This is a genomic window from Azospirillum ramasamyi, from assembly GCF_003233655.1.
Taxonomy (GTDB): Bacteria; Pseudomonadota; Alphaproteobacteria; order Azospirillales; family Azospirillaceae; genus Azospirillum; species Azospirillum ramasamyi.
Window position 1 is genome coordinate 111,506 of record NZ_CP029833.1, and the last position, 26,968, is coordinate 138,473.

Below are 26,968 nucleotides of genomic sequence, written 5' to 3' on the forward strand. Positions count from 1 at the left end.
CTCCGGACCGCTCTAGAGGCGGTTCAGCGCGTAGAAGCGCTTGACGTGTTCGGTTTCGCGGTAGCGGGCCTTCACCTGCTCCTGCGGCGATTCCATGGCCTGCGCCGCCTCGCCGCCGGGCAGCACGGTGGCCGCGGCGGCGCCGGCCGCGCCCAATCCCAGCGTTTTCAGGATATCGCGGCGCTGCAGGGGATTGCGCGGGGGTTCTGGCGTCTTCATGCGTCGGCTCCCTCCAGCTGGTCGATTTGTCCGGTAAGCGCTTCGCCCTCGATCTCCAGGAACAGGCGGCCGATGGTGCCGACCGGGCGATAGAGGGCGGCGGCCTCCGCCCCCTCCAGATCCCGGAAGAAGCGCCCGGCCCAGGGCGTCAGGTGGCTGTCCAGCATGTGCCGCTGCACCGCCGGATCGGCTCCTTCGCGGATCAGCACCGCCATCACGTCGCAGAGCGCGGCGATGTGGTCCTCCGGCTCCGACACGTCGGGCGCGCGCTCCAGCCCCAACGCCTGCAGGTCGGCGCGCAGGGCGGACAGCGGCCGGTCTGTCAGGAAGCCGGTGCGGTAGTAGGAGGCGTAGGGCACCAGTTCGCCCTGGACGACGCCGATGAACAGCGTGTTGAACTCGCGCTCCGCCTCCCGCGGACTGGCGGCGCGGGCGCGCGATGCGAGGTCGTCGAAGGCGCGGCCCATCGCCGTGCCATCGCCCGTGAGGCCGCCGAGCAGTCCCAGAAGATCGGCGGACGGCGGCGCCGCCAGCGTCAGCGCCAGCAGACGGTAGACGTCGGCGCGCAGGCCGTCCGCGCCGCTTTCCGGATCATGAACCGTCATCACACTCCCGCAAGCCGTTCCCGACAAAACCCAAAGGCCATGTTTGGTCTCATCTGGGATAACCGCCGACAGGGACAAAGGTTGCCTCCATCCGGTCGAGGCAACCCGGCCGGAATAATCCTTTCCCCTGTCGGCCCGGGTACCCGCGGTCATCATCGATGACCGCCGGCATCACTTCTGCGGAAGGCCGGAGAAGTTGCGCTGCCCGATGGATGCCTCTTCTCCCACCCGCACGCTGGCGGCGGCGAAGGTCTCGTCGGCGTATCGGGCGAACATGGTCGGCAGGAGCGCCCATGCCCCGGTGGCCAGGACCACGATGGCGCAGAGCGCGGCGAGGAAGGCTTTCATCGGCGAATCTCCGGACAGCACGCGAACTTGCCAGACCCGATACAGGTCCGACCCACGGCGGCGATAACACCGGCGAAGACGGAATGTTGCCCGATCCTCTTTTCCGCTTGATATGCTCTGAAAGAGCAAATATGGTTTTGCTCATAACGAGCATACAGCGGAGCAGCCAGATGCCCGAGGCCGCCGAACTCGCCTACACCCCCGCCGTCGCCGCGGCGACCGCGCCGATCTACGACCGCATGAAGCGGGTGGTGCCGGCCATCGAATGGCCCTTCCACGCGCCGCTGGTCCACGCCATCAACGAGCTGAAGCGGGAACGCAACGCTGTCATCCTGGCGCACAACTACCAGACGCCGGAGATCTTCCACGGCGTGGCCGACATCGTCGGCGACAGCCTGGCGCTGGCCGCCAAGGCGACCCAGACCGATGCCGACGTGATCGTGCTGGCCGGCGTGCATTTCATGGCGGAGACGGCGAAGCTGCTGAACCCGGCCAAGACGGTGCTGATCCCCAGCCGCAACGCCGGCTGCTCGCTGGCCGACAGCATCACCGCCGCCGACGTCCGCCTCCTGCGCGAGGCGCATCCCGGCGTGCCGGTGGTCGCCTACGTCAACACCTCGGCCGAGGTGAAGGCGGAGGTCGACATCTGCTGCACCTCGGGCAACGCGGTGGAGGTGGTGGAATCGCTGGGCGTCGACCGGGTGATCTTCCTGCCCGACGAGTATCTGGCGAAATACGTCGCGACCCAGACCAAGGTCGAGATCATCGCCTGGAAGGGCCATTGCGAAGTGCATGGGCGCTTCACCGGGGCGGAGATCGACGAGTTCCGCCGGCGGTTCGACCGGCTGACCGTGATCGCCCACCCCGAATGCCCGCCCGACGTGCTGCAGGCCGCCGATTTCGTCGGCTCCACCGCCCGCATGATCGACTTCGTCGGCTCGGAGAAGCCGCCGCGGGTGCTGATGGTCACCGAATGCTCGATGAGCGACAACGTCGCCGCCGCCTCGCCGGAGACGGAGTTCGTGCGGCCCTGCAACCTCTGCCCGCACATGAAGACGGTGACGCTGTCGGGCATCCTGGAGTCGCTGCGGACCCTGGAACCGAGGGTGGAAATCCCCGAAGCCCTCGCCGCCCGCGCCCGCCGCTCGGTGGAGCGCATGCTGGCGGTGAAGCCGAAGTAGGCGCCCTTAAATCCTCCTCCCCCCCGGGGAGAGGGACGGGGTGAGGGGGACGCATTCGCCGAACGTCTTCGGCTACGCCAGCCCCCGTCATCCTAACCTTCCCCCCCCCGCTTCCGGCGGGCCAAGCTCCGCCCGTCGCGTCAACGCAGCCAATGTTCGTGCGTGATCTGGGGGGAGACGGAAGCTGTTCGCGTTGCGTCGAGGAGTCCCCCATGACCTTCAGCACGCCTTACGATGTCCGTGACGCCGAGGTGATCGTCGTCGGCTCCGGTCTTGCCGGGATGACCGCGGCGCTGCAGCTGGCGCCCCGCGCCGTCACGCTCATCACCAAGACCGCCGGCCTGCCCGGCGGCTCCAGCCTCTATGCCCAGGGCGGCATCGCCGCCGCGGTCGGCCCCGGCGACCGGCCGGAGGATCATGCCGCCGACACCGTCGCCGCCGGGGCCGGGCTGGTCGATGCGGCGATGGCGGCCCTGCTGACCCGCGACGGCGCCGCCCTGGTCCGCCGCCTGCTGGAGGACGGCCTGCCCTTCGACCGCGCGCCCGACGGCTCGCCGCTGCTGGGCCGCGAGGCCGCCCATGGCGCGGCGCGCATCGTCCATGCCGGGGGCGACGCCACCGGCCGCACGCTGGTCACGGCCATGGCCGAGCGCCTGCGCGCCACGCCGTCCGTTCGGGTGGAGACGGATGCCTTCGCCGTCGATCTCGCCATCCGCAACGGCCGGGTCTGCGGCCTGCTGGCCTGCCACGGGCAAGGCTGGGTGCTGCACCGCGCCCCCCGCGTGATCCTGGCGACCGGCGGCATCGGCGGCGCCTTCGCCCGCACCACCAACCCGGCGGAGGCCACCGGCGACGGGCTGGCCATCGCCGCACGGGCCGGCGCCCGGCTGGCCGATCTGGAGTTCGTGCAGTTCCACCCCACCGCGCTCGCCGTCGATGCCGACCCGGTGCCGCTGCTGACCGAGGCGCTGCGCGGCGCGGGCGCCCTCCTGCTCGACCGGGATGGCCGCCGCTTCATGCCCGACGAGCATCCGCTGGCGGAACTGGCGCCGCGCGACGTGGTCGCCCGCGCCATCGGCCGGCGCGTCGCGGCGGGGGAGCCGGTGTTCCTCGACCTGCGCCCGGCGCTGGCCGCCAAGCCGGACGGCTTCCCCACCGTGCTGGCGCTCTGCGCCGACCATGGGCTGGATCCGTTCGCCGGGCCGATGCCGGTGGCGCCCGCCGCCCATTACCATATGGGCGGAGTGGTCACCGACGCCGACGGGCGGACCAGCCTGGAGGGGCTGTGGGCCTGCGGCGAAGTCGCCTGCACCGGCGTCCACGGCGCCAACCGGCTGGCCAGCAATTCGCTGCTGGAGGCGCTGGTCTTCGGCGCCCGCGTCGCCCGCGACGTGGCCGAACGCCCCCTGGCTCCGCTGCCGCCCTTCGCCCTGCCCCGCCCGCCGGCGGTCGCCGCCGACGTCGGCCCTGCCCTGCTCGACGCCATCGGGGGAGAGGCGCGGACGGCGCTCTATGAAGGGGCCGGGCTGGTCCGCGACGGCCTGGGGCTGCTTGCCGCCCGGCGCAAGCTCGACCGGCTGGCGGCGGCGCTGGACACGCTGCGCTGCGAGGACGGCGACGCCCATGCCTCTCCCGCCATCGTCCGCCAGTGGGGCGAGGCGCGCAACCGGCTGCTGGTCGGCCGGCTGGTCGTCCATGCCGCGCTGGCGCGGAAGGAGAGCCGCGGCGCCCATTGCCGCAGCGACCATCCCCTGGCGAATCCCGACCATGACATCGGTCACGACATTGGCGCTGGCCGCCGCACCCTGACCCTCAGCGATCTGGCCGGCGCCGCCGGCCCCCTGCCCGGAGACGCCGCATGCTGCATCCTCTGACCGTCGAGCCCATCGTCCGTGCCGCCCTGGCCGAGGATCTGGGACGGGCCGGCGACATCACCACCGACAGCATCATCCCGGCCGACGCGGTGGCGACCGCCCGCATCGCCGCCCGCCAGGACGGCCGTGTCGCCGGGCTGGAAGCGGCGCTGACCGCCTTCCGCCTGCTCGACCCCGCCGTCTCGGTGACGGTGGAGCGTGCCGACGGCGACGACGTGCCCCCCGGCGGCACCATCGCCACCCTGACCGGCAAGGCGCGCGCCCTGCTGACGGCGGAGCGCACGGCGCTGAACCTGATGGGCCGGCTGTCCGGCATCGCCACCGCCACCCGCGCGCTGGTGCGCGAGGTGGAAGGCACCAGGGCCCGCATCGTCTGCACCCGCAAGACCACCCCCGGCCTGCGCGTGCTGGAGAAGCATGCGGTGAAGCTGGGCGGCGGCTTCAACCACCGTTTCGGGCTGGATGACGCCGTGCTGATCAAGGACAACCACATCGCGGTCGCCGGCGGCGTGCGTCCGGCGGTGGAGCGCGTCCGCGCCGCCATCGGCCACATGGTGAAGGTGGAGGTGGAAGTCGACACGCTCGACCAGCTGGACGAATTGCTGGGCCTGCCGGTCGATGTCGTCCTGCTCGACAACATGGACCCGGACAGGCTGCGCCGCGCGGTGCGGATGGTGGACGGCCGGCTGCTGACCGAGGCATCGGGCAACGTCACGCTCGCCACCGTCCGCGCCATCGCGGAAACCGGCGTCGACATGATCAGCTGCGGCTGGCTGACCCACAGCGCCCCGAACCTGGACCTGGGGCTGGATATGTGAGAGGGAAGCGCAGGCCCTCTCCCGTCTCCTCTCTCGGGGCGGGAGAGGGTGCCGTCCCTTACGCCCCCAGCGTCTCGACCTTGCCGTCCAGGCCCATCAGGAGCAGTTCGACCTCGAGGTCGGGGTGGCGTTCCTTGACCATGTCCTTCAGCTTGACCAGGTATTGGCCGTGGACCTCCGCCTCCTTGGCGGGGTCGGACGCCACGTCCACGCCGAGGAAGACCCTGTAGGCGCCGCAGTCGCGGTGATCCATGACGATCAGGCGCTTGATGTGGTGCAGTTCCTTGGCGACCGCGACATGGTCCCAGAATGCCTCGCCCCAGGCCGGCTTCTTGTCGGTCAGCGCACCCAGGCTGGCGCCGGCCAGGATGACGTGGTCGTATTTCGCCTGCATGTTGCGGGCGTTCATGTAATCGGCGACATGCCCCATCAGGCGATAGTCCATGCAGGACAGCAGAAGCGTATCGACGCTGCCGGCACGCGCCGGACGGCTCATCATCATGGGCGCCATCAGCGTCACGCCGGCACCCAGCGTCGCCAGCTTCAGGAACCCGCGCCGCGAGCTGTGTTCGCCCTGGCAGCAGCCATGGTGATGATCGGTCGCTTGATTCATTATGCCCTCCAACGCGCCCCGAACCCAGTGCCGGGGTTTCACGCGCGACGGTAGCGGAAAAAGGGCGAAAATTTCAATATAGGGGCTTCCACCAAGCGAAAAAGCAAGATCCATTCGGCATTGTGACATTTTTCGGCATGCCCGCCGACAACTTGAAATCGTAGCCCGGCGGATATCGGAGGCTGGCGGAAGCCGCGACCCGTACGGCACAAAAGAAACGGGCCGCCCGATGAGGGGCGGCCCGTTCCAAAGCATGGATGTTCCTGGTCGTCAGCGTGCGGCGATCACCCGCCGCGCGTGCTGCTCGGCGCCGGGGTTCCGACCGATCCGACGGTGCTGGAGGCCGGCGGCGGCGATGCGCTCGCGCTATGGCTGGACGAACACTCCGCGTTGGCGATCCCCGCCGTCAGGAGTACGGCGAGACCGAACAATGCGGCGACAACCGGACTTGCTCCATAAGACATTGGATCACCTCCTTTCTGAAACGTTGCGACCACCAACAGATTGACACAGTGACACGCTCGGTCAATGGTCGAATCGACGCATGGCGAACCGTCTCCCATACGAACAGGTTTGGAGTCCATATCTGACAAATTTTACCTAGTCTCCAGCAGGCCGCTCATGGTCGCGAACAGCTCCGACTTGGCCTCGAACCCGATGCCGGGCAGATCCGGCAGCCGCACCCGGCCATCCTCCACCGCGATGCCGTCGGCGAAGCCGCAGAAGGGCTTGAAGACGTCGGGATAGGATTCATTGCCGCCCAGATGCAGGCCGGCGGCGATGTTCAGCGACATCTGGTGCCCGCCATGCGGCACCACCCGGCGGCTCGACCAGCCGTTCTCCTTCAGCATGTCCAGCGTGCGCATGTATTCCACCAGCCCATAGCTCAGCGCGCAGTCGAACTGCAGCCAGTCGCGGTCGGGACGCATGCCGCCGTGGCGGATCAGGTTGCGGGCGTCCTGGTGGGAGAACAGGTTCTCGCCGGTCGCCATCGGGCGGTCGTAATGGTTGGCGAGTTCGGCCTGCAGCGCATAGTCCAGCGGATCGCCGGCCTCCTCGTACCAGAACAGGCCGTAGGGCTTCAGCGCCTCCGCATAGGCGATGGCGGTGTCGAGGTCGAAGCGGCCGTTGGCGTCGACGCACAGGTTCCCGCCCGAGCCGACCACCTCCAGAACCGCGTCGATCCGGCGCAGATCCTCTTCCAGCGGAGCGCCGCCGATCTTCATCTTAACGACCTTGTAGCCGCGGTCGCGGTAGCTGCGCATCTCGTCCTGCAGCGCCCTCACATCCTTGCCGGGATAGTAATAGCCGCCGGCCGCATAGACCCACACGCTGTCGTCGGCCACCCCGCCGCGGAAGCGGTCGGCCAGCAGGCGGTAGAGCGGCACGCCGGCGATCTTCGCCACGGCGTCCCACACCGCCATGTCGATGGTGCCGACGGCGACGGAGCGCTCGCCATGGCCGCCCGGCTTCTCGTTGGTCATCAGCCGCGCCCAGATGCGGAACGGGTCCAGGTTTTCGCCGCTGTCGTCCAGCAGGCTGTCGGGAGCGGCGGACATCAGCCGGGGAATGAAGCGCTCGCGCAGCAGCCCGCCCGCGGCGTAGCGGCCGTTGGAGTTGAAGCCGTAGCCGATCACCGGCTTGCCGTCGCGCAGCACGTCGGTGACGACCGCCACCACGCTGCAGGTCATCTGGCTGAAATCGATGAAGGCGTTGGCGATGTCGGACTTGATGCCGGCGGTCTGCTCGCGGATTTCGACGATGCGCATGGCGGTTCCCCTTGCAGCGTGGTGGCGCGTTTCGTGCCGGCACTGTAGGGATGGTGCGAGGCGCCGGGCCAATGCCAAGGCCGGAACGCATCATGCAGGTTCGGCATGGCCTCGCATGGATCCCGGCGCGGCCGACGTGACGAAGATTGGGCGATGGAACTCTCCTGGCTCGACGATTTCCTGGCGCTGGTGGATTGCGGCAACTTCTCCCGCGCCGCCGACGCGCGCCACCTGACCCAGCCGGCCTTCAGCCGCCGCATCCGCGCGCTGGAGGATTGGGCCGGCACCCCGCTGTTCGACCGCAGCGGCCAGCCGGTGACCCTGACCGAGGCCGGGCGCCGCTTCCGCCCCTTCGCCGACGAGACGGTGCGCCGCCTGCTGCAGGGGCGCGAGGAGGCGCGGCTCGCCGCCCAGTCGGAGGCGGCGACCCTGCGCTTCGCCGCGACGCACGCGCTGTCGCTGACCTTCTTCCCCTCCTGGCTGCGGACGCTGGAGGCGCGGGCGCGGCTGGGCGCCATCACCCTGTCGTCGGACAGCATGGAGTCCTGCGAGCGGCTGATGCTGGCCGGACAGGCGCAATTCCTGCTGTGCCACGCCCATCCGGCGGCGGCGGGACGGCTGGACGCGGAATCCTTCCGCTCCATCGTCGTCGGCAGCGACCGGCTGCTGGCGGTCACCGCCCCGGATGCCGAGGGCCGGCCCCGCCATCTGCTGGCCGACGGCGAGACCGCGGCGCTGCCGCATCTGTCCTACAGCCGCGAGTCCGGCATGGGCCGCATCCTGGAGGCGGTGCGGGCGGCGCAGCCGTTGCCGGGCTCGCTGGACACCGTCTTCACCTCCCACCTCGCGGCGGTTCTGCGCACGCTGGCGCGCGACGGGCGCGGGGTGGCGTGGCTGCCGGAAAGCCTGATCGCCGAGGATCTGGCCCGCGGAACCCTGGTTCGGGCAGGCGTTCCCGCCGCCGACACGCGCTGGACCGTGCCGGTGCAGATCCGGCTGGTCCGTCCCCGCGCCCGCCAGAGCAAGGCGGCGGAAAGCTTCTGGACGCTGGCGGTGGAAGCGGCGCTGTGGCGCAATGCCGAGTCGCCGCCGGAGTCCGGCGCCGCGGTTGCCGAGCCGGAACATCGCATGGAAAAAGAGTTGTGACGTTCGCCACTTAAGGCGCTTTGTCCGTTGACATTCCCGTTAATGATTGTTCAACGAGTCGATTTCGCTGGCGCCAACCCTTTCGATCGGGCAAAATTTGCCTAGTTTGGGGTGCAGCCGGGACCCCGACGCCCCCGGTCGGAAGGCCGGAGCCGAGACCTGTCCGCCGGCTGGTCCAAGAAGCGTCGCCCCGGCGACCGGAGGAACCATCATGGGCGTGAGCAGCATCGGCGGTATCGGCGGCTATCAGCAGCAGCCCTACGTCACCCCGCTCAGCAGCGGCCCGGCCGCGGCGCAGCGGTCCACCTCGCAGGTCGAATCCGCACAGGAAGACCAGGACGAACGCACCCGCCGCCAGCAGGAGGCGCAGAACGTCCAGGCCGGTTCCGGCGGCAACACCACCCCGACACGCGGCCAGAACCTGAACATCACGGTCTGATCGGCGCCGGTCGCACGGCCTGAACGGCAGGAGAGCGAAACGGAGCGCCCGGCAGCGGCCCGCTCCAGTCGGCGGACAACAGACGCGGGAGGCACCGATGGAGATCCGTGGCGTTTCCAGCACGACGGCAGTCCGCCCGACGGCCTTCCAGCCGACCGAGGCCGGCGGCGCCTCCTCGGCCGACTCCACGCGCCCCGCCCAAACCGGCGCCGCCGGGACGGAAGCGGGGAAGCCCTCCGGCCCCGGCTATATCAGCCCCTATCTGCGCTACGACCAGGGCGCGCGGGTCGCAGTGCTCCATTTCCGCGACTTCGATACCGGCGAAACCCAGGACCAGATCCCGTCCCGGCGCGTCGTCGAGGAATATCGCCGCGCCGCCGACCGTCTCGCCCAGGACGGCCAGAGGAAATCCGCCGCCGGGGCGCGGACGGCCAGCGGCGCGGCCGATCCGTCAGCCGCTTCCACCGATGGAACGGCCGGGACGGCATCGGGAACAGGCCCGTCAACCGCCCGAAGCGCTGCCGGAGCCGGATCGGGCGGCACGCCGCCGGGCGTGTCCTTCGCCAGCGCCCCCGGCAGCGGCGGACCGGCTGCATCCCCCAGCGTCTCATCCGGCGCTTCCACCGGCACGGCACCCGCCAGCGGCGGCGTCACGCCCGTCGCGGCGGCCGGCGGCTATGGCGGGTCGCCGGGCGGCCTCGTCTCCGTTATCGTCTGAGCGCTTCCACCCTTCGTTGATCATGGCCATGGCGTTATGGTCGCGATGGATTGCCCTGCCCCTGGCGTCGGCGCGTCCGGGTGCCGACGCTGATCGTCTGGGGCGACCGCGACGCGTTCCTGGATCGAAGTTTGGCGGAAGACGCGGCGGCTCCGTGCGATACAGTGCAGGTCAGTCACCTGACGCAGGCTTCCCACTGGGTGCAGCATGAGGAACCCGAAGCGGTCAACCGGCTGTTGGCCGACTTTCTCCATTCCGGCCTCGCGGCGGAGGGCCACGGCCGGGAAGCGGCAGCGATGGAACGCGCCCCCGCTCCCTGACCGCCACGGCCGGTGTCCGGCATGATGGCCGGGGCTTCGGCGGCACCGGTCTTCCCCCGCTTCATCGCCATCGACTGGTCCGGCGCCCGCGGCAAGCGCTATGCCGGCATCGCGGTGGCGGAGTGCCTGGACGGCGATGCGCCCCCGGTTCTGGTGGACGGCCCCGGCGGCTGGTGGTCGCGGACGGCGCTGTTCGACTGGCTCAAGGCGGAACTGGCGCGCGAACCGGCGCTGGTCGGCATCGACTGCGCCTTCTCCCTGCCCTTCGCGGTCGCGGCGCGCGGCTTTCCCGCCGGGGAGGCGGCCACCGTCTTCGAGCTGTGGGACGCGGTGGAGCAGGCCTGTGCCGGTGAGCCCGATTTCGGCGGCGGCCCTTTCGCCGTCCATCCGCTGCATGGCGCCGGCTTCTGGCACCGCGGGCCGCAGCCGGACTGGTACGAGGATCCGCACCGGGCGACCGAATGGGCCTGCCGCGCCGACGGGCTCGGCCATCCGCAGAGTCCGTACAAGCTGATCGGCTCGCGTCAGGTCGGCAAGGGCGCCTTGGCCGGAATGCGTGTGCTGCGCGCGCTCCGCGCGGCGCTGCCCGGACGGCTGGCGGTCTGGCCCTTCGAGAATCCGGTGCCGGGCGGCAGCGCGATGGTGGAGATCTACCCGCGCCTGTTCCTGAAGCACACCGGCTTCGGCCAGCGCAAGATCCGCGACGCCGCCGAGTTGGACGAGGCGTTGCACCGGCTGGGCTCGCGTCCGCTGGAACGGACCGGCGCCATCAGCGATCATGACAGCGACGCGCTGGTCTCGGCCGCCGGCCTGCGCCGGCTCGCCGCCATCCCGCTGGCCTGGGCGCCGCCGGGGCTGGACGGGACGGCACGGCGGCAGGAAGGATGGATTTTCGGCGTGGGGATGACGGGATCATGAGTGCGGTCGACGGTGTGCCGGCGGAAGGCTCGACTTCGGGCGCGGCAGGCGGTTCCAAAACGGGCGGATCGCGCCGCCCGGCGATCGACGTCGCGCGCGGCCTGGCGCTGGTCGCCATGGCCCTCTATCACGCCAGTTGGGACGCCACCTTCTTCGGACTCGCCCGATTCGACCTGCTGGGCGATCCGCTCTGGCTCGCCGCCCGCACCATGATCCTGTCGAGTTTCCTGCTGCTGGCCGGCGTCGGGCTGGTGCTGGCGACCCGCGACGGCCTCGACGCCGGGCGCTTCCTGCGCCGGCTGGGGCGGGTGGCGGCCGGGGCGGCGGCGGTTTCGGCGGCGTCCTATGCCCTGTTTCCCGACAGCCCGATCTTCTTCGGCGTGCTGCACCACATCGCGCTGGCGAGCATCGTCGGCCTCGCCTTCGTCCGCCTGCCGGCGGCGCTGACCCTGATGGCGGCGGCGGCGGCGGTGCTGGCCGGCACCTCGCTGTCCTTCCCCATCTTCGACAGCCCATGGCTGCGCTGGATCGGGCTGACCAGCGTGGTGCCGGATTCCAACGACTTCGTGCCGGTCCTGCCCTGGATCGGCGCCGTTCTGGCGGGAATCGGGCTGGCGCGGCTATGGCCGGATATGGGCGAGGGCGTGGCGGTGAACGGCGCTGCCGGGCGGACGCTGGCGCTGGCCGGACGGCACAGCCTTGCGGTCTATCTGCTGCACCAGCCGCTTCTGTTCGGCATCGCCTGGGCCGCGGCACTGCTCCTGCCGGTGGAGGCGCCGGCGGTGCGCGATTTCCAGGCCGCCTGCGTCGCGAACTGCGAGCGCGCCGGCATCGCGTCGGCGGCCTGCGCCGCCAACTGCGGGTGCGTGCAGTCGGAATTGGCGCGGAAGGGGCTGTGGGAAGGCTTCGCCGCCAATCGCCTGAGCGAACGGGAACGGCGCGGACTCGAAGACGCGGTCGCCGTCTGCCGCAAGCCCTGAGGGGCGCGGCCGGAAAGGCCGCCCCGGTGGCATCAAACCGATTGGCGCTTTTCCAGCAGGCCCCGCAGCAGGCTGGTCAGCGTCTCGGCCAAGCGGTACTGGTCGTCGGCCGGCAAGGCGTTGATGACGCCCGCGAAGTCGTTGAGCGGATCGTGGCGCAGCAGTTCCAGCGCCTTCGGCGTCGGATGCAGCTGGGTGACGCGGCGATCCTCCGGAACCGGAACGCGGACCAGCAGATCCTTTCCCACCAGCACTTCCACCATCTGCGAGGCCGCGCCGCGCGTGGTGGCGTGGAAGTCGGCGAAGGCCGACACGGTGCGCTGGCTGTTGTTGGCGCCGGCGAAATAGCGCAACGCGGTCCACTGCGACGGCTTCAGCCCGTGAGTGTAACCCAGGCTATCCGCAATGTGGGCAATCTGCAGCATCACGTCGGCAATGGCCTGCGGCGACGCGCCGCCGGTATGATCCGAGTGGGGGATGTCCATTCCGGCTCCAATTGCCGCGGCTCCAATAGGCACGGCTCCCACAGATCCGGTTCCGATCAAACCCGCTCCGACGGAAGAACCGACCTGAGGGCGATCCAGCGCACCGCTCTTCCGCATCGACAACCGTCCCGCGGCACCACCGCGTACTTTTGCGAAGTCCATTTTTTCCACTCTATAAAGTTTAGTGGCTATACGATGGCCATACAAAGAGTCTGACGGCTTCGCTGATAGGCGGCAGCCACGTCGATCATTTGATCGACAGATACTATAGCGTGAATGATGTGAAAACGGAACTGTGATCACTTCACTCACTTGTTTCGAATTGTCGCAACGATGAAGATGTCCCGGCCAAGGCCCGGCTGCCGGAAGCCCTTGTTAAACACAGGCAAAATCGACATATCGGCCATGCTGACTCGCTTCGTCGCCATGTTTCACTGGTGTAATCTTCGATTTGGCGGTATACGCGCGCGATGACCACATCTCCCGTTCCGAAGTCCGCATCGCCGGCCGCCGCCCAGACCATGGGCGCCCCGAAGGTCGGCATCGTCAGTCTCGGCTGCCCGAAGGCGCTCGTCGATTCAGAGCGCATCCTGACGCGCCTGCGCGCGGAGGGGTACGAGATCTCCCCCAGCTACGACGGCGCGGACGTCGTGCTGGTCAACACCTGCGGCTTCCTCGACAGCGCCAAGAAGGAGTCGCTGGACGCCATCGGCGAGGCGATCAAGGAAAACGGGCGGGTCATCGTCACCGGCTGCATGGGCGTGGAATCGGACCTGATCCGGCAGATCCACCCCGACGTGCTGGCCGTCACCGGTCCCCACCAGTATGAACAGGTGGTCACCGCGGTGCACGAGGCGGTGCCGCCGACGCACAACCCCTTCACCGATCTGGTGCCGCCGGAAGGGCTGCGGCTGACCCCGCGCCACTATGCCTACCTGAAGATTTCCGAAGGCTGCAACAACCGCTGCAGCTTCTGCATCATCCCCAGCCTGCGCGGCGATCTGGTCAGCCGGCCGATCCATTCGGTCCTGCGCGAGGCGGAAAAGCTGGCGGTCGCCGGCGTCAAGGAACTGCTGGTCATCTCCCAGGACACCAGCGCCTACGGCGTCGATGTGAAGTACAAGGCGGAGAAATGGTACGACCGCGAGGTCCGCACCCGCTTCTTCGACCTGTGCAACGAGCTGGCGAATTTCGACCTGTGGGTCCGCCTGCACTACGTCTACCCCTACCCGCATGTGGACGAGGTCATCCCGCTGATGGCAGAGGGCAAGATCCTTCCCTATCTCGACATCCCGTTCCAGCACGCCTCGCCCGCCGTGCTGAAGGCGATGCGCCGTCCGGCCGCCCAGGAAAAGCAGCTGGACCGCATCCGCAAGTGGCGCGACGAGTGCCCGCATCTGGTCCTGCGCTCCACCTTCATCACCGGCTTCCCCGGCGAGACGGAGGAGGACTTCCAGTTCATGCTGGACTGGCTGAAGGAGGCCCAGCTCGACCGCGTCGGCTGCTTCAAGTACGAGCCGGTGGAGGGCGCCACCGCCAACGACCTGCCCGGCGCCGTCCCGGAAGAGGTCAAGCAGGAGCGTTGGGAGCGCTTCATGGAGACGCAGAAGGCGATCAGCGCCGAACGGCTCCAGCAGAAGGTGGGCTGGACGCTGGGCGTGCTGATCGACGAGGTCGACGAGGATGGGGCCATCGGCCGCTCCTATGCCGACGCGCCGGAGATCGACGGCAACGTCTTCCTGAACGGCGAGACCGGCCTGAAGCCCGGCGACATGGTCGACGTCACCATCGAGCATGCCGACGAGTACGACCTGTGGGGCAGCGTCGAGCGCGACCTGTAACGCCTCGAAGCAGCAACGCTTTGAAAGAGCGAGCGCCATGCCCGTCACCCCGGACGATGCCGAACTGATGGACGTCCAGCAGGGCGGGCGCTGCTTCTTCTGCGACGGGCCGGTGGGGGCGAAGGCGACCTTCGACCATCTCATCCCCCAGGCCTATGGCGGGATCGACGATCCGGCCAATGTCGTGCTGGCGCACCGCCGCTGCAACCAGCGCAAGGGCGACCGCCTGCCGACCGACGAGGAACTCGACCGCTTCTTCGCGTTGCGGCGCTCCAGCCGGCTCGGCGTCTGGCCCCCCTTGCGTGCATTGCGCGGCGGGGATGAAGGGGCCGGCGAGGAGGAGCGGTGGATGACGGTGGCGCAGGCGGTCGCGCGGGAACGGTAGGGCGCCCGAAACCATCGGCGCCCGATCCGGTTGATGGGAGGACACCTTATATAATGGGAGACTTCTTCCGATGACCGGTTCGCAGAACAAGCAGCCCCACACCGAAGAGACCATCCGCCACACCGAGGGCGAGCAGAACACCGGCAACCACAAGAAGCCGGATGCTCCCGACGCCAAGGGCGCCGACCGCTTCGGCGGCACCCGCGCCGGCGCGGAGAATGTCGAGCCCGGGAAGTAGCCGGCGGAAATAGGGCCTTTTCGGGCTGGCATCCCATGCCCGGCCTGTGCGAGACCTGTGCAAGTTCCGGGGGACGGCGCCCACGGGCTTCTGCCCGGGCGGCCTCCCCCACCTCGCACCCGTGACCCGATGGCCCCTTCGATCTTCAAACGCTACAAGATCCACTTCACCCGGCCGCTGCCCGGACTGCGCCCCGGCCGGCCGGAACGGGACGCCATGGTGGAGCGCGTGCGGCGGCTGGCCAGCGAGAACGGCATGGCCGGCGACCTGCACGCCATCGCCCCCAATGCCGGCTTCGGCATCCTGGAGGTCCGCTGCACCGAACGGCTGGCCCGCCGCCTGTCCGACCTGTCGGAAATCGAAACCGTCCAGGAAGCCTGAGCGCCGGTTCACTGAGCGCCGGTTCAACGCGAAGGTGTTATGCGGCTGGCCGCGACGCCCCGCCGCCCTAGGTCAGGCCCGACCGGTCCCGATGCGCGGGCCGGAACCACCATGACCTGAGAGGGGAGAAACCGACATGGCGATGCGGCAATCGGACGCCGAATGGCGCGGCGACCTGAAATCGGGCAGCGGCACGATGCGGCTGGGCAGCGGCGCCTTTGAAGGCAACTATTCCTTCCCGTCGCGCTTCGAGAACGGACAGGGCACCAATCCGGAGGAGCTGATCGCGGCGGCACATGCCGGCTGCTTCTCCATGGCGCTGTCCGCCGGACTCGCCCAGGCCGGCCACACCCCCACCCGCGTCCACACCACCGCCAAGGTCCATCTGGAAAAGGCCGGCGCCGGCTTCGCCATCAGCCGGATCGAGCTGGAGTGCGAGGCGGAGATCCCCGGCATCGACGACGCCGCCTTCCAGGAACAGGCGGCCGGCGCCAAGGCTAACTGCCCGGTATCGAAGGCGCTCGCCGGCACCCAGATCAGCCTGACCGCCAAGCTGGTCTGACGCCGCCTTTCGACCCTGCGCCGCCCAATTTTCGGGCGGCGCATCCGCCCCTTGGCGTGCCGTCCGCGATGATGAACCGTCCTGGCCGGGATGAACCCGCCGGAACGGCAAGGGATCGGCCGCGCCGCCGATCGGCCGAAGGGCAGATTGACCCGACGGCTTCCACCCACCCATAGTGCCGCGTTCCGCGCGCGGAAGCTCCCGCCTTCCGTCCGCCGTATCAAACGAACGACGGACAATGTTTGCCGCAGCCACCCGCCTTCTCAAGCCAGCACTTCTTCTGCTTGCGCTCGCCTGGGCTGCGCCGGCGCTTGCGGCCGATGCCGACAGGCCGGCGACCAAGCCCGAACCCGTGATCCTGGCGCTGGACGGCGAATTCGGGCTTACCAACAGCACCTCGGCCGAAGCCATTGAGCGCGGCATCCTGACCGCCATCGACGACATCAACCGCCAGGGCGGCGTGCTGGGCGGGCGGCCGCTGACGCTGATCACGCGCGAACACCGGTCGATCTCCGCCCGCGGCATCAAGAACATCCGGGAACTCGCCACCATCCCCGAGCTGGTCGCGGTGTTCGGCGGCCGGTACAGCCCGGTGGTGATCGAGGAACTGCCGATCCTGCAGCAGACCCGCACCCTGTTCCTGGCGCCCTGGTCGTCGGCGGACGGCATCATCGACAACGGGATGAAGCCCAACTACATCTTCCGCCTGTCCTTGCGCGACGGGCTGGCCATGCCCTTCCTGCTGACGCGCGCCGCCGACCGCGGGCTGACCCGCATCGGCCTGCTGCTGACCAATACCGCCTGGGGACGCTCCAACCTGGAGGCGGCGAACCGGCATCTCGCCGGGCGCGACAGCCCCCGCATCGTCGCCACGGCCTGGTACAACTGGCGCGACCGCTCGCTGATCGAAAAATACGAGGAGCTGGAGGCCGCCGGCGCCCAGGCCATCCTGCTGGTCGCCAACGACGACGAGGCCGCCGTTCTGGTGCGCGAGGTGGCGGCCCTGCCGACCGGCCGGCGGCTGCCGATCCTCAGCCATTGGGGCGTCACCGGCGGCGATTTCGTGGGACAGGCCGGTCCGGCGCTGCAGAACGTCGACTTCACCGTGATCCAGACGGTCAGCCCCTTCCTCATCCCGCCCGAACGCCTGGCTCCGGTCCTGGAGACCGCCGGACGCCTGTTCGGCATCCACCGGCCGGAAGACATCGTGTCGCCGGTCGGCTTCCTGCACGCCTACGACCTGACCCGCATCCTGGCGCTGGCGATCGACCGCGCCGGCACCACCGACCGGGCCGCCGTGCGCGACGCGCTGGAGCAGGTCGGTCCCTACCGCGGGGTGATCCGCGATTTCGAGCGCCCCTTCGCTCCCGGCCGGCACGAGGCGCTGGGACCGCAAGACCTGCTGATGGCGCGTTTCCGCGCCGACGGCGTGCTGGTTCCGGTGGAATGAGCGCGCCGATGAGCGGACCCGATCCCTTCCGCCCCCCCAACGCCATCCCGCCAAGCGCGGCCCCCAGCGTGACGCAGCGGATGCTGACCTCCGGCCGGCTGGCCCGCCGCTTCGCGCTGGTGTCGCTGATGCTTGGCGTGCTGATCGCCATCCTGATCGGCGCCAGCCTCTATGTCGTGTCGAGCCGCCATCTGGCGGGCCAGCATCTCGCCAATGTGGAAGCGAACGCCAACCTCGCCGCCCGCCAGACGGAAGGGCTGCTCAACACGCTGGCCACCACCGTGCGCGATCTGGCCGACAACAGCGTGCTTGCCACCGCGCTGGTCGATTCCGCGGGCAAGGAAACCTATCTGGTCCCCTTCCTGGGCAGCTTCAATCACATCGCCAGCGTGCCGGTGGCGATCGTCTTCACCGATTTCGAAGGGGATCCGATCGCCGACAACGGGCTCCAGTCCGCCACGCTGTCCATCGAGCCCGCCGACATGGCCTGGCTGCGCGCGGCCATCGCCGCCGGAAAGCCGGCCGCCACCGTGGTCCATCAGAACGGCACCCATTACCTGCTGGCGGCGGAGATGCTGATCTATTCCCGCACCAGCTCGCCGGAAGGGGCGCTGCTCTACAAGGTTCTGCTCGACTCCCTGGTGCTGCATCCGAAAGCGGAACTGCGGCACACGGGGGACGAACCGCAGCCGCTGGCCCCTGACAGGATTGCAGTGACGGTCCCGCTCACCGTGTCGGATCGGCTGTCGGCCCTCGGCATTTATCTCCGGCTGGAGGCGCCGGCCACGCCGACCACCGCCCTGCTGTCCTGGATGCTGCCCACCTACGGGATGGTCGCCCTCGCCGCCCTGCTGGCGATCTACATCGGCAGCCGCGCCGTCGGCAGCCACATGACCCGGTCCCTGCGCGAACTGGAACGGCTGGCCGGCTCGATCGCCACCGACGGCTTCACCGGCCAGCGCGCCAGGGTGCGCGGCAACGACGAGGTGTCTGCGCTGGCCCGCGGCTTCAATGCCATGCTGGACCATATCGCGGCGATCCAGCGCGAGCGCGAGATGCGCGCGGCGGAGGAGATCACCATCCAGCGCACGCTGGCCAAACGGGCCGAACAGGCGCGCGCCGAGGCGGAAAGCGCCCGCAACGAGGCGGAACGCTCACGCCAGGAGGCGGTGATGGCGCTGATGGCGGCGGAGCGCGCCAACGCCGCCAAGACCCATTTCCTGGCCGCCGCCAGCCACGACCTGCGCCAGCCGGTGCAGTCGCTGGTCCTGCTGACCTCGGCGCTGGCGATGCGGCTGGGCGACCATCCCGCCTCGACGCTGGTCGGCAGCCTGGAGGCGTCGATGGATGCGCTGTGCCGGCTGCTCGACGCCATCCTGGACATCTCAAAGCTGGATGCCGGCACCGTCTCCCCCAGCGTGCAGGCGGTGTCGCTCGGCGCCATCTTCGCGCGGCTGGAGGAGGAATACCGGCTCCGCGCCGCGGAGAAGGGCGTCGCCTTCCGCAGCGTCCCCACCGACGTGACGCTGAACGCCGACCCTGCCCTGCTGGAGCGGATCATCCGCAATCTGGTGGAGAACGCGCTGCGCTACACCGACCGTGGCCGCATCCTGCTGGGTTGCCGCCGCGGCTCCGGGGTTTTGCGGATCCAGATCTTCGACACCGGCATCGGCATCCAGCCGGAGCATCTGGAACGCATCTTCCACGAGTTCTACCAGGTCTCCAACCCCGCCCGCGACCGCGGCAAGGGGCTGGGACTGGGACTCGCCATCGTCGAGCGGCTGGCGCGGCTGCTGGGGTACCGGGTGCATGTCGCGTCCCGGCCCAACCGCGGCTCCTGCTTCACGTTGGAGATCCCGATGCCGGCCCTGGCCGCGCCGGCCATCGCCCCTGCGGCGGCGGCGGCGGAGCAGGCCCCGCAACCGGGGCGCGGCATCGCGCTGGTGATCGACGACGACCCGCTGGTGCGCGAGGGATTGACCCTGCTGATCGAGGATCTCGGCTGGCGGGCCATCGCGGCGGACAGCGCCGGCCATGCGCTCCACCTGCTGCGGATGCAGCCGCGCCCGCCCGATCTGGTGATCGCCGATTTCCGGCTGGAGGCGGGAGCCACCGGGCTGCAGGCGATCCATGCGGTGGAGGCCGCGCTGACGGAACAGGGGCACGCGGCGCCTCTCAGCGTCGTGCTGACCGGCGACACCGCGCCCGAACGCATCGTCGATGCCGAGGCCAGCGGCTACCGCATCCTGCACAAGCCCATCGCCGCCAAGGAGGTGGCGCGGTTGCTGAGCGACGCGCTGCTGGGCGGACCGGACCGCAACCCCGGCTCCTCCCATGGCCCCTCCGCGGACCCCGCAACCGGGAGCGCCGGCCGCAGCGATTCGGCCTTCATGGAAGGCTGAGTCGCGGCAGCCGGCCGCTTCCTGCCGTCGGCACGCTACCCGCTCTGGAACTGCCCGGCGGCATAGACCTGGAGAGCGAGCCGCTCTATGGCGCGCACCGCCATCTCCTGGCGGCCTGCCGGGTCTCGTGTCTCCTGCCGCAGATGGGCCGCCGCGGCGTCTTCCAGTGCGCCCCGCGCCTCGTCGGGCGTGAGGAGGCCCTTTTCAACCATTGCAATCACCAGCGATTCACAAATCGAGAGAGCGGCCATGCCCGCCGCCTCTTCCTCCGCCGTCATCACGCCCCCCGTCCGGTTGTTCCCTGCACCGCCCTCCGGTGCCGGTGCTGCCTGTCCGACATCGCAAAAGGCATAGGAACAACAGCAGGGTCAGGAGTGCGTCACAACACATTCGAGAAAAATATCCGGCCAATTAACCTATGCTGTATCCCCATTTACCGAAAGCCTTAAACCTTCGACACAATGGGGAACATGTTGATCTGCGCTTCCGTTTATTAAGGTGCCAATAATAGGACAAAGAAGGCAAAGAGACGACCATGCCTCGCGCCCAGGCGAGCCGCACCCTCGACCCCACTCCATTGTGGCTCAAATTGAGCAGCTACCTCGTTCTGTCGGATGAGGAGAAATTACACCTTTCCGATCTGGAAAGGACGGTCGTGCGAGAGCCACCCCGGACCGATCTTCTCCAACAGGGCGAGATTTTCCGGGATGTCCGCATCATGCGCGACGGCTGGGCGATCCGTCACAAAGCCTTGCCGGACGGGCGGCGGCAGGTGGTGAACTTCGTCCTCCCCGGCGATATCATCGGCATGTATTGCACGTTGTTCGAAGCCGCCGACCACAGCGTCACCACCCTGACCGCGGTGGAGGTGGCGAGCTTTCCGCCGGAACGGATCGGCGAGCTTTTCCGCTCCTTCCCGCGGCTTGCCGCCGCCCTCGCCTGGTCCGGCGCGCGGGAGGAGGCCATCGTCGCCGAACGCCTGCTCAGCCTGGGCCGGCGCACCGCGCTGGAGCGCACCGCCCACTTGATCGTGGAGCTTCTGCGCCGGCTCAGCATCGTCAACATGGCGACCGACGGTCATTTCGTGCTGCCGGTGACGCAGGAAATTCTGGCCGATGCGCTGGGGCTGAGCATCGTCCACATCAACCGCACCCTCCGCCGCCTGCGCGACAGCGGCCTGATCGAGTTGAACGGCCAGCGCATCACCGTCAACGATGTGCGCCAGCTCGCCTCCGTCGGCCAGTTCGACGAGCTGTATCTCCACCTGATCCGCGCTCCCCGCCGCCTGGAGCGCACCTTCTCCGGCGTCCAACATCACGACAACGGCGCCCGCCCGGACGACGAAGGCCGCCCGAAGGCGTAAGCTCACTCCGGGTTGGCGACGGCCCGGCGGCAGATCCCCCCTCACCCGGTGGGAGAGGGGATAGTCCCACCGGCATGGTCGGTTACGCCCGAGGCGGCGCCCCTCCCCCTTCAGCCCGCCTCTTCCGCATCGCACAAATTCCGGGAATATGCACCGCCTCTGTATCGGCGGGCGCCTCCATGCGCCATTTTCCAGCAGCACGCCACCCAAGCCGATCCTTCGGTCATTACCCTAATTATTTGATAACATTATATCTTTACCATTCCCTCCGCCCCACCCCTAAAGCGACACACAATTCCGCTTTACAGGCCTTGATCTGTATCATATTTTTCCTTGAGAAATTGTTCGCTGGACGCGCAATCCATCTCGGGGATGCCGATGTACACGCAGGGTTTGGATGCCAAGACCGAGCAGTGCGCTCAACCGTCTCCCCGGCTGGTGACGGAACAGGAAGCCGCTCTCCAGGGCCGCTTCCAGGAGCGCGTCGACGCCGAAGAGAAGATCGAGCCGCGCGACTGGATGCCGGAGGGCTACCGCCGCACGCTGGTCCGCCAGATCTCGCAGCACGCCCATTCGGAAATCGTCGGCATGCTGCCGGAAGGGAACTGGATCACCCGCGCGCCGACGCTGCGCCGCAAGGTCGCCCTGCTGGCCAAGGTGCAGGACGAGGGCGGACACGGTCTCTACCTCTACAGCGCGGCGGAGACGCTGGGCGTTTCGCGCGACGAGCTGGTCGGCCAGCTGCTGTCGGGCAAGGCCAAGTATTCCAGCATCTTCAACTACCCGACCCCGACCTGGGCCGACATCGGCGCCATCGGCTGGCTGGTGGACGGCGCGGCGATCATGAACCAGGTGCCGCTCTGCCGCTGCTCCTACGGACCCTACGCCCGCGCCATGGTCCGCATCTGCCGCGAGGAGAGCTTCCACCAGCGCCAAGGCTACGAGCTGATGCTGGCGCTGGCCCAGGGCACGCCGGAGCAGAAGCGGATGGCGCAGGACGCGCTGAACCGCTGGTGGTGGCCGTCGCTGATGATGTTCGGCCCGTCGGACGACCAGTCCGCCCACTCCGCCCAGAACATGGCCTGGAAGATCAAGCGCTTCTCCAACGACGAGCTGCGCCAGCGCTTCGTCGACGCCACGGTGCCGCAGGCGGAGTTCCTCGGGCTGACCATCCCGGACCCGGAGCTGCGCTTCAACGCCGAGACCGGCCATTACGAATTCGGCGCCATCGACTGGACCGAGTTCAACGAGATCCTGAAGGGCAACGGCCCCTGCAACCGCGAGCGCATCGAGGCCCGCCGCAAGGCGTGGGACGACGGCGCCTGGGTGCGCGAGGCCGCCGTCGCCCATGCCGCCAAACGCAAGCAGCGCGCCCTGAAGAAGGCCGGCTGACCAAGGAATTCCGAGGGGAAGAGACGATGGATCGCCCAAACACCGATCGTAAGGACTGGCCGCTGTTCGAGATCTTCATCCGGCCGAAGAACGGGTTGTCGCACAAGCATGTCGGCAGCCTGCACGCCGCCGACGCCCGCATGGCGCTGGACAACGCCCGCGACGTCTACACCCGCCGGGGCGAGGGCGTCAGCATCTGGGCGGTTCCCGCCGCCAGCATCGCCGCCTCCGACCCGTCGGAGAAGGCCAGCCTGTTCGATCCGGCCGACGACAAGGTCTACCGCCATCCGACCTTCTACGACATCCCCGCCGACGTCAAAAACATCTAGCGGGACGCACATCTGATGAGCACGGATCTTCTCAGGGAATCGCTGTTCGCCACCGCGCTGCGGCTGGGCGACACGTCGCTGGTGCTGGGGCACCGGCTGTCGGAATGGTGCGGCCATGCGCCGGAGCTGGAAGAGGACATCGCGCTGACCAACGTCGCGCTCGACCTCGTCGGCCACGCCCGGATGCTGCTGACCTATGCCGGCGAACTGGAGGGCAAGGGCCGCGACGAGGACCGCCTCGCCTACCGGCGCGACGTCTTCGACTACCGCAACCACCTGCTGGCCGAGCAGCCCAACCGCGACTTCGGCCACACCATCGTCCGCCAGTTCCTGCACGATTCCTGGGCGGTGGAGCTGTACGAGCGGCTCTGCGCCTCGACGGACGCGACGCTGGCCGGCATCGCCGCCAAGGCGGTGAAGGAGGTGCGCTATCATGTCCGCCACAGCGGCGACTGGGTGGTGCGGCTGGGCGACGGCACCGACGTCAGCCATGCCAAGGTCGCCGACGCCCTCGGCCGCCTCTGGCCCTACACCGGCGAGATGTTCGAGCGGGACGAGGCCGAACAGGCGCTGGTCGCCGCCGGCATCCTCCCCGACCCGGCCGAGCTGAAGGCCGCCTGGACCGCCCGCGTCGACGCGGTGCTGGAGGAGGCGACGCTCGACCGCCCGGCCGACGGCTGGATGCAGAAGGGCGGCCGCCGCGGCGAGCACAGCGAGCATCTGGGCTATCTTCTGGCCGAGATGCAGTTCCTGCCGCGCGCCTATCCCGACGCGACGTGGTGAGGGCGAGATGCCGGATGCAGCAGGCTGCTGGGGACCGGAACCGGGCGCCGATGCGGTGGTGAAGGCCGCCTGGGACGCGCTGGCCGGGGTGATGGATCCGGAGATCCCGGTGCTGAGCATCGTCGATCTCGGCATCGTCCGCGCGGTGTCGGCGGACGCGGAGGGGCAGCTGTCGGTGGCCCTGACGCCGACCTATTCCGGCTGCCCGGCGACGAATGTCATCGTGCTGGAGGCGGAAACCGCGCTCGCCCGTGCCGGGCTCAACGCCCGCGTCTCGGTGGTGATCGCCCCGCCCTGGACGACCGACTGGATCAGCGACACCGGCCGCGAGAAGCTGGCCGAGGTCGGCATCGTTCCGCCGCCGGCATCGGGCAAGCGCGCCCTGACCGCACCGGAGGAAACGATCGCCTGCCCGCGCTGCGGATCGGAGGATACCCGCCAGATCAGCCGCTTCGGTTCCACCGCCTGCAAGGCTCTGCACGCCTGCAACGTCTGCCTCGAACCGTTCGACGTGTTCAAATGCCATTGAGTGGAAGCGCCGGCCGCGTTGCCCCCACCACTCCACCGGCCCGCCCCCAACCGGCCCGACCGAGGACCACCCCATGACCACCCCCAGCTTCCACCCGCTGACCATCCGCGAGTGCCGGCGGGAAACCGCGGACACCGTGTCGATCGCCTTCGACGTGCCGGCCGATCTCGCCGACCGCTTCCGCTTCGTCCAGGGCCAGTACCTCACCCTCAAGACCCATATCGGCGACCAGGAGGTGCGGCGCTCCTACTCCATCTGCTCCGGCGTGGGCGACGGCGAGCTGCGCGTGGCGGTGAAGCGGGTCGATGGCGGCCTGTTCTCCACCCACGCCAACCAGTCGCTGGCGCCGGGCGCCGTGCTGGAGGTGATGACGCCGATGGGGCGCTTCCATACGCCCATCGACCCGAACGCCGCCCGCACCTATGTCGCCTTCGCCGCCGGCAGCGGCATCACCCCGGTGATGTCGATCCTGAAGACCGTGCTGGCGCAGGAGCCGAAGAGCCGCTTCCTGCTGGTCTACGGCAACCGCACCGTCTCCTCCATCATCTTCCGGGAAGAACTGGAGGATTTGAAGAACCGCTACATGGGCCGGCTGGTCATCCACCATGTGCTGAGCCGCGAGCCGGAAGAGGCCGGGCTGCTGGGCGGGCGCATCGGCGCCGGTCTGGTGCGCGAGCTGTGCGCCGGCCCGTTGAAGGCGGAGGACATCGACGCCGCCTTCCTCTGCGGCCCCCAGCCGATGGTGGAGGAGGTGCGCGACGCCCTGGCCGCCTGCGGCACGCCGCCCGCCAACATCCATGTCGAGCTGTTCGGCACCCCGACCTCCGCGCGCCCGGCCGTGAAGAAGGCGGCTGCCGACACCCCCACCGACGCCGTGAGCATCGCCATCCTCCAGGACGGCAAGCGCAAGGAATTCACGCTGGCCTACGACGGCGAGAGCATCCTCGACGCCGCCCACCGGCACGGCGCCGACCTGCCCTATTCCTGCAAGTCCGGCGTCTGCTGCACCTGCCGCGCCAAGATCCGCGAAGGCAAGGTGGAGATGGCCGAGAACTACTCGCTCGAACCGTGGGAGGTCGAGGCCGGCTATGTCCTGACCTGCCAGTCGCGCCCGCTGACCGAGCGGGTCGTCATCGACTTCGACGCCGCCTGATCCGACGCCGCCCAGCCAACGAGAAAAAGGAAACGCCCCGCCATGACCACCACCCCGCAAGCGCTGTTCGAGACGCACGAGGCGACGCTGCAGAAGGCCGTCGAGGCCTGCCGCAGCCGCGCCTACTGGTCGGCCTTCCCCGAAATGCCGAGCCCGCGCGCCTATGGCGAGACGGCGGCGGCCGATGGCGAGGCGGCCTTCGCCGCCTGCCGCGACAAGCCCTTCGAGCTGGACCAGCCGGGCGTCACCGGAACGGCGGGGGGTGAGCGCTCGCCCTTCGGCTTCGACCTCGGCATCACCTATCCGGTGTCGGACGTCGATGCGCTGGTGAAGGCGGCCAAGGCGGCGATGCCGGGCTGGCGCAAGGCGGGTCCGAACGGCCGGGCCGGCGTCTGCCTGGAAATTCTGAAGCGGCTGAACGCCCGCAGCTTCGAGATCGCCAACGCGGTGATGCACACCACCGGGCAGGCCTTCATGATGGCCTTCCAGGCCGGCGCCCCGCACGCCCAGGACCGCGGGCTGGAAGCCGTCGCCTATGGCTGGAAGGCGATGACCGACCAGACCCCGGCCGCCCGCTGGGAGAAGCCGCAGGGCAAGAACCCGCCGCTGGTGATGGACAAGCGTTTCGAGGTGGTCGGCCGCGGCGTCGGGCTGGTCATCGGCTGCGCCACCTTCCCGACCTGGAACGGCTATCCCGGCCTGTTCGCCAGCCTCGTCACCGGCAACGCGGTGATCGTGAAGCCCGGCCCGACCGCCATCCTGCCGCTGGCCATCACCGTGAAGGTCGCGCGCGAGGTGCTGGCGGACTGCGGGCTCGACCCCAACCTCGTCACGCTGGCGATCGGCGACTCGATCGCCAAGGATCTGGCCCTGCGGCCGGAAGTGGCGGTGATCGACTACACCGGCTCGACCGGCTTCGGCGACTGGCTGGAGCAGAACGCCCGCCAGGCCCAGGTCTACACCGAGAAGGCCGGCGTCAACACGGTGGTGATCGACGGCACCGACGACCCCAAGGGCATGGTGCGCAACCTCGCCTTCACGCTCAGCCTCTATTCCGGGCAGATGTGCACGACGACCCAGGTCATCTTCGTGCCCAAGGACGGCATCCAGGCCGGGCCGGAGCGGATGAGCTTCGATCAGGTCGTCTCGGCGCTGGCCGCCGGCGTCGACAAGTTCCTGTCCGACCCGGAACGCGCGGTGGAGGTGCTGGGCGCCATCCAGTCCGACGCCACGCTGGCCCGCATCGACGAGGCGGCGAAGCTCGGCACCGTCGTGCTGCCGTCGCGCGCCATCACCCATCCGAAATTCCCCGACGCCCGCATCCGCACCCCGCTGATCCTGACCATGGATGCGGCCGACGAGGACAAGTACGGCCATGAGCTGTTCGGCCCGATCTCCATCATCGTGAAGACCGACAGCACCGCCGACAGCCTGGAACGCGCCGCCCGCCTGACCCGCAGCAAGGGCGCGCTGACCACCGGCCTCTACAGCACCGACCCGCAGCTGATCGAGCAGGCGACCGACCTGTTCGTCGAGGCCGGCGTCGCCCTGTCGGTCAACCTCACCGGCGGCGTCTTCGTCAACCAGTCGGCGGCCTTCAGCGATTTCCACGGCACCGGCGCCAACCCGGCGGCCAACGCCGCGCTGTGCGACCTCGCCTTCGTCGCCAACCGCTTCCGCGTGGTGCAGAGCCGCGTTCCGGTTCTGGAGGCCGCGCAGTGAGCGAG

The 26,968-nt window shown here is 69.2% G+C and carries 30 protein-coding genes; 23 read left to right on the forward strand and 7 right to left on the reverse strand.

Annotated elements, in window-relative coordinates:
- Positions 1-12 precede the first annotated feature (12 nt).
- The 3 genes from DM194_RS22750 to DM194_RS28495 all read right to left on the reverse strand — a co-directional run bounded on the left by DM194_RS22750 (position 13) and on the right by DM194_RS28495 (position 1,172).
- Positions 13-219, reverse strand: a complete 207-nt coding sequence (locus tag DM194_RS22750; RefSeq protein ID WP_111069857.1) for a twin-arginine translocation signal domain-containing protein — start codon at positions 217-219, stop codon at positions 13-15.
- Positions 216-824, reverse strand: coding sequence for a TorD/DmsD family molecular chaperone (locus DM194_RS22755; RefSeq protein WP_111069858.1), 609 nt, complete (start codon positions 822-824; stop codon positions 216-218). Before DM194_RS22755 ends, DM194_RS22750 begins: the two co-directional genes overlap by 4 nt.
- A gap of 171 nt (positions 825-995) precedes the next feature.
- Positions 996-1,172, reverse strand: coding sequence for a hypothetical protein (locus DM194_RS28495; protein ID WP_176581488.1), 177 nt, complete (start codon positions 1,170-1,172; stop codon positions 996-998).
- A gap of 131 nt (positions 1,173-1,303) precedes the next feature.
- Between DM194_RS28495 and nadA the strand changes: the two genes are divergently transcribed.
- The 3 genes from nadA to nadC all read left to right on the forward strand — a co-directional run bounded on the left by nadA (position 1,304) and on the right by nadC (position 5,045).
- Positions 1,304-2,353: a quinolinate synthase NadA gene (gene nadA, locus DM194_RS22760; RefSeq protein WP_425457325.1), complete on the forward strand. Its 1,050-nt coding sequence runs from the start codon at positions 1,304-1,306 to the stop codon at positions 2,351-2,353.
- Positions 2,354-2,565: 212 nt separating this feature from the next.
- On the forward strand, positions 2,566-4,227 hold the full coding sequence (locus DM194_RS22765) for an L-aspartate oxidase (protein WP_111069860.1): 1,662 nt from the start codon (positions 2,566-2,568) through the stop codon (positions 4,225-4,227).
- On the forward strand, positions 4,212-5,045 hold the full coding sequence (gene nadC / locus DM194_RS22770; protein WP_111069861.1) for a carboxylating nicotinate-nucleotide diphosphorylase: 834 nt from the start codon (positions 4,212-4,214) through the stop codon (positions 5,043-5,045). Before DM194_RS22765 ends, nadC begins: the two co-directional genes overlap by 16 nt.
- Positions 5,046-5,103: 58 nt before the next feature.
- Here nadC and DM194_RS22775 read toward each other — a convergent pair whose 3' ends face one another.
- On the reverse strand, positions 5,104-5,658 hold the full coding sequence (locus DM194_RS22775) for a carbonic anhydrase (RefSeq protein WP_111069862.1): 555 nt from the start codon (positions 5,656-5,658) through the stop codon (positions 5,104-5,106).
- A 596-nt stretch (positions 5,659-6,254) separates the two neighbouring features.
- Positions 6,255-7,427 (reverse strand): mandelate racemase/muconate lactonizing enzyme family protein, encoded by a 1,173-nt coding sequence (locus DM194_RS22785; protein WP_111069864.1) that lies wholly within the window; start codon positions 7,425-7,427, stop codon positions 6,255-6,257.
- 153 nt (positions 7,428-7,580) lie between these two features.
- On the opposite strand from DM194_RS22785, the gene DM194_RS22790 reads away from it, so the two are divergent.
- The 6 genes from DM194_RS22790 to DM194_RS22815 all read left to right on the forward strand — a co-directional run bounded on the left by DM194_RS22790 (position 7,581) and on the right by DM194_RS22815 (position 11,948).
- Positions 7,581-8,573, forward strand: a complete 993-nt coding sequence (locus DM194_RS22790) for a LysR substrate-binding domain-containing protein (RefSeq protein WP_111069865.1) — start codon at positions 7,581-7,583, stop codon at positions 8,571-8,573.
- Positions 8,574-8,784: 211 nt separating this feature from the next.
- Positions 8,785-9,012 (forward strand): hypothetical protein, encoded by a 228-nt coding sequence (locus DM194_RS22795; RefSeq protein ID WP_111069866.1) that lies wholly within the window; start codon positions 8,785-8,787, stop codon positions 9,010-9,012.
- Between the two features lie 97 nt (positions 9,013-9,109).
- The gene (locus tag DM194_RS28315) at positions 9,110-9,730 is read left to right on the forward strand and encodes a hypothetical protein (RefSeq protein ID WP_162630173.1); all 621 of its coding nucleotides are present in this window, start codon (positions 9,110-9,112) and stop codon (positions 9,728-9,730) included.
- Between the two features lie 80 nt (positions 9,731-9,810).
- Positions 9,811-10,050: an alpha/beta fold hydrolase gene (locus DM194_RS28320; protein WP_162630174.1), complete on the forward strand. Its 240-nt coding sequence runs from the start codon at positions 9,811-9,813 to the stop codon at positions 10,048-10,050.
- A gap of 21 nt (positions 10,051-10,071) precedes the next feature.
- Positions 10,072-10,968: a hypothetical protein gene (locus DM194_RS22810; protein ID WP_246024599.1), complete on the forward strand. Its 897-nt coding sequence runs from the start codon at positions 10,072-10,074 to the stop codon at positions 10,966-10,968.
- Entirely contained in the window at positions 10,965-11,948 is a 984-nt protein-coding gene (locus tag DM194_RS22815; protein ID WP_246024600.1) for an acetyltransferase domain-containing protein, read from the forward strand. The genes DM194_RS22810 and DM194_RS22815 overlap by 4 nt, the downstream gene beginning before the upstream one ends.
- A 32-nt stretch (positions 11,949-11,980) precedes the next feature.
- On the opposite strand, the gene DM194_RS22820 is transcribed toward DM194_RS22815, so the two are convergent.
- A complete protein-coding gene (locus DM194_RS22820) occupies positions 11,981-12,433 on the reverse strand; it encodes a MarR family winged helix-turn-helix transcriptional regulator (protein ID WP_111069869.1) in 453 nt (150 codons plus the stop codon).
- Positions 12,434-12,954: 521 nt separating this feature from the next.
- On the opposite strand from DM194_RS22820, the gene rimO reads away from it, so the two are divergent.
- The 7 genes from rimO (at position 12,955) to DM194_RS22850 (ending at position 19,692) form a co-directional block, all read left to right on the forward strand.
- The gene (gene rimO / locus DM194_RS22825) at positions 12,955-14,274 is read left to right on the forward strand and encodes a 30S ribosomal protein S12 methylthiotransferase RimO (RefSeq protein ID WP_111069870.1); all 1,320 of its coding nucleotides are present in this window, start codon (positions 12,955-12,957) and stop codon (positions 14,272-14,274) included.
- 37 nt (positions 14,275-14,311) lie between these two features.
- Entirely contained in the window at positions 14,312-14,659 is a 348-nt protein-coding gene (locus DM194_RS22830; protein WP_111069871.1) for an HNH endonuclease, read from the forward strand.
- Positions 14,660-14,729: 70 nt separating this feature from the next.
- Positions 14,730-14,897: a hypothetical protein gene (locus tag DM194_RS28500; protein WP_176581489.1), complete on the forward strand. Its 168-nt coding sequence runs from the start codon at positions 14,730-14,732 to the stop codon at positions 14,895-14,897.
- A gap of 129 nt (positions 14,898-15,026) precedes the next feature.
- The gene (locus DM194_RS22835; RefSeq protein ID WP_111069872.1) at positions 15,027-15,278 is read left to right on the forward strand and encodes a hypothetical protein; all 252 of its coding nucleotides are present in this window, start codon (positions 15,027-15,029) and stop codon (positions 15,276-15,278) included.
- A gap of 136 nt (positions 15,279-15,414) precedes the next feature.
- Positions 15,415-15,840 (forward strand): OsmC family protein, encoded by a 426-nt coding sequence (locus DM194_RS22840; protein WP_111069873.1) that lies wholly within the window; start codon positions 15,415-15,417, stop codon positions 15,838-15,840.
- Between the two features lie 238 nt (positions 15,841-16,078).
- Positions 16,079-17,290: an ABC transporter substrate-binding protein gene (locus tag DM194_RS22845; RefSeq protein WP_246024602.1), complete on the forward strand. Its 1,212-nt coding sequence runs from the start codon at positions 16,079-16,081 to the stop codon at positions 17,288-17,290.
- An 8-nt stretch (positions 17,291-17,298) separates the two neighbouring features.
- A complete protein-coding gene (locus tag DM194_RS22850; protein ID WP_246024603.1) occupies positions 17,299-19,692 on the forward strand; it encodes a hybrid sensor histidine kinase/response regulator in 2,394 nt (797 codons plus the stop codon).
- Positions 19,693-19,727: 35 nt separating this feature from the next.
- Here DM194_RS22850 and DM194_RS22855 read toward each other — a convergent pair whose 3' ends face one another.
- Positions 19,728-19,970: a hypothetical protein gene (locus DM194_RS22855; protein ID WP_176581490.1), complete on the reverse strand. Its 243-nt coding sequence runs from the start codon at positions 19,968-19,970 to the stop codon at positions 19,728-19,730.
- Positions 19,971-20,410: 440 nt separating this feature from the next.
- Here DM194_RS22855 and DM194_RS22860 point away from each other — a divergent pair, with 440 nt between their 5' ends.
- The 7 genes from DM194_RS22860 (at position 20,411) to paaN (ending at position 26,963) form a co-directional block, all read left to right on the forward strand.
- Positions 20,411-21,055: a Crp/Fnr family transcriptional regulator gene (locus DM194_RS22860; RefSeq protein ID WP_246024604.1), complete on the forward strand. Its 645-nt coding sequence runs from the start codon at positions 20,411-20,413 to the stop codon at positions 21,053-21,055.
- Positions 21,056-21,433: 378 nt separating this feature from the next.
- Entirely contained in the window at positions 21,434-22,447 is a 1,014-nt protein-coding gene (gene paaA, locus DM194_RS22865) for a 1,2-phenylacetyl-CoA epoxidase subunit PaaA (protein ID WP_111070277.1), read from the forward strand.
- Positions 22,448-22,473: 26 nt separating this feature from the next.
- The gene (gene paaB, locus DM194_RS22870) at positions 22,474-22,776 is read left to right on the forward strand and encodes a 1,2-phenylacetyl-CoA epoxidase subunit PaaB (protein WP_111069875.1); all 303 of its coding nucleotides are present in this window, start codon (positions 22,474-22,476) and stop codon (positions 22,774-22,776) included.
- Between the two features lie 15 nt (positions 22,777-22,791).
- Positions 22,792-23,559, forward strand: a complete 768-nt coding sequence (gene paaC / locus DM194_RS22875; RefSeq protein WP_111069876.1) for a 1,2-phenylacetyl-CoA epoxidase subunit PaaC — start codon at positions 22,792-22,794, stop codon at positions 23,557-23,559.
- A gap of 7 nt (positions 23,560-23,566) precedes the next feature.
- Positions 23,567-24,088: a 1,2-phenylacetyl-CoA epoxidase subunit PaaD gene (gene paaD / locus DM194_RS22880; RefSeq protein WP_111069877.1), complete on the forward strand. Its 522-nt coding sequence runs from the start codon at positions 23,567-23,569 to the stop codon at positions 24,086-24,088.
- A 73-nt stretch (positions 24,089-24,161) separates the two neighbouring features.
- Positions 24,162-25,241 (forward strand): 1,2-phenylacetyl-CoA epoxidase subunit PaaE, encoded by a 1,080-nt coding sequence (gene paaE / locus DM194_RS22885; protein WP_111069878.1) that lies wholly within the window; start codon positions 24,162-24,164, stop codon positions 25,239-25,241.
- 42 nt (positions 25,242-25,283) lie between these two features.
- Positions 25,284-26,963 (forward strand): phenylacetic acid degradation protein PaaN, encoded by a 1,680-nt coding sequence (paaN, locus tag DM194_RS22890; protein ID WP_111069879.1) that lies wholly within the window; start codon positions 25,284-25,286, stop codon positions 26,961-26,963.
- The last annotated feature ends 5 nt before the right edge of the window (positions 26,964-26,968 follow it).